At 51.7% G+C, this 1995-nt stretch carries 2 protein-coding genes and 1 pseudogene; 1 reads left to right on the top strand and 2 read right to left on the bottom strand.

Features of this window, described 5'->3' with window-relative positions; translation table 11 throughout:
- Positions 1–114 (bottom strand): annotated as a pseudogene (locus ABJ99_RS30085) (PilL N-terminal domain-containing protein); the annotation flags it as partial.
- 249 nt (positions 115–363) lie between these two features.
- Between ABJ99_RS30085 and ABJ99_RS24855 the strand changes: the two are divergent.
- A complete protein-coding gene (locus ABJ99_RS24855) occupies positions 364–1503 on the top strand; it encodes a sensor histidine kinase (protein WP_054088056.1) in 1140 nt (379 codons plus the stop codon).
- A gap of 6 nt (positions 1504–1509) precedes the next feature.
- Here ABJ99_RS24855 and ABJ99_RS24850 read toward each other — a convergent pair.
- The coding region (locus ABJ99_RS24850) for a helicase-related protein (RefSeq protein ID WP_195842919.1) at positions 1510–1995 on the bottom strand (486 nt) is incomplete at its 5' end.

Here is a 1995-nt window from a genome sequence, read left to right as displayed (position 1 = left end):
GAGCAGCTCAGGATTCTGGCTGCTGTCGAAAGCTGGTCCAGCCGGTTTGTCCGCTACAGACGTGCATCCGGCGAACAGCGCGAGTATGGACAGTGTGGAAAGCTGCTTGATCATGTGTGCCTTGACCCCATTTCTTGATGGTGGCCAAGGTGCCAGCGCTTAGATTGCAAAGCACTGCCAAACCCTTAACGGATCGACTCAGGTTATAGAAATGCGGTTTTGTAACGTCTATTCATCCAATGCTAAGGATTGATTGGCATCTCGTTGCGAAAAGTCCAATCGCGCACGCTGTCACGAAAAAGCTGCTTAACTGAAATGTTTGAAGCTTCGTATTGGCGCTTCCTGACCGAGGAAACATGCTACATGACTATTTCAAGCTTCATCCTGGACAACATAGAGCCGATCGTTCTCGAGTGGGAGAGTTTCGCACGCACGCTCGAAACGCCAGGTGAAGCATTAGAGGCTGTAGCGCTCCGTGATCACGCCGAAAACATGCTCCGGAAAATTGCTGCTGATCTACTCACAGATCAAACATCTCAAGAGCAAATCGATAAATCCCAAGGGCTTGGCGGGCACGGGGATGATGCAGCGGCTGAGTCTCATGCAGTAGACAGGCTGATGCATGGATTCACACTAGATCAAGTGGTATCTGAATTCCGCGCACTTAGAGCAAGCGTCACAAGACTATGGATGAGAGAATTGATGCCCGATCGCCCATCGGAGTTTGACGATCTCATTCGTTTTAATGAGGCAATAGATCAAGCCTTAATTAAGTCAATAGCGAGCTATTCGGCATCCGTCAAAGCCTCACGGGATGTCTTTCTTGGGATTCTCGGTCATGATCTTCGTACACCGCTAAACGCCATACTTCTAGGATCTGAAGTGCTGTTGAGGACTGACAGCTTGGGCGCAAGACCGACAAAAATTGCGTCACGAATCTACTCCAGCGTGAGAAGGGCAACCCAAATCGTTGGGGATCTTCTTGACTTCACACGCTCGCAACTTGGCCCAGGTATTCCCGTAAAAAGGTCTCCGGTCGACATCGCTCCGGTCTGCCGCCGCATCGTGAATGAATGCAGAAGCGTTCATCCAGATGCTAAAATCGTATTCGACTCAGTCAAACCCGCCATGGGCCATTTCGATAGCTCTCGTTTAGAACAGGTTTTTTCAAACCTGATCGGCAATGCTGTCCAGCATGGCGACAGCCAAGCACCTGTGACAGTCACGCTGGCGATCTATGGAAGAGAGGTGCATTTCACCGTTCATAACAGCGGGGTTGCTATTCCGGCTAACATTCTCCCTACACTTTTCAACCCAATGAGTCGTTATTCCCCTGAGGCCTCGATCGTGAATGGGCCATACGCTAGTCTAGGATTAGGCCTGTTTATAGCCTCCGAGATTGTAACTGCACATGAAGGGCGCATAAATGTGTCGTCCGACGCCAGTTTGGGGACCCAGTTTATAGTCCGCCTGCCTTTGGACATTGGTGGCACGATCTCCTAATCTGAGCTAGAACCCACCGTTAACATCATTGGGCATAAGCAAACTGGCGGCAAGAGCCTTCTTGCTCGACTCCTCCGCTTCCGGATCGATCAGATCGCTTGCCAGAGCGCGCTTGTCCTTGAGCATCTGCCACAGCTGCTGGTCGATGGTGTCTTCAGCCAGGAGGATTTTGACTATCACCATGCGCAGTTGCCCATTGCGATACGCTCGATCCTCTGCTTGATCCTGCAGCCCAGGTGTCCATGGCAGACCCAAGAAAAAGACATAGTTGGCCGCTGTGAGGTTGTAACCTGTGCCGGCGGCCGACCGGGTCCCGATAAACACCCTGCAGTCTGGATCCTGCTGAAAAGCATCAATCGCCTTCTGTCGCTTCTTGGGCGAGTCACTCCCCACCAACGTTACACACCCGATGCCCATCTTGAGGCAGTGCTCACGCAACGTAACCACCGATTCCTGATACTCGCAGAAGAGGATCACCTTGTCGTCGACGTC

The organism is Pseudomonas syringae pv. cilantro, assembly GCF_001293775.1.
Lineage (GTDB): Bacteria > Pseudomonadota > Gammaproteobacteria > Pseudomonadales > Pseudomonadaceae > Aquipseudomonas > Aquipseudomonas syringae_P.
The sequence above is the reverse complement of the archived record's forward strand: the minus strand, read 5'-3'. Positions and strand labels throughout refer to the sequence as shown.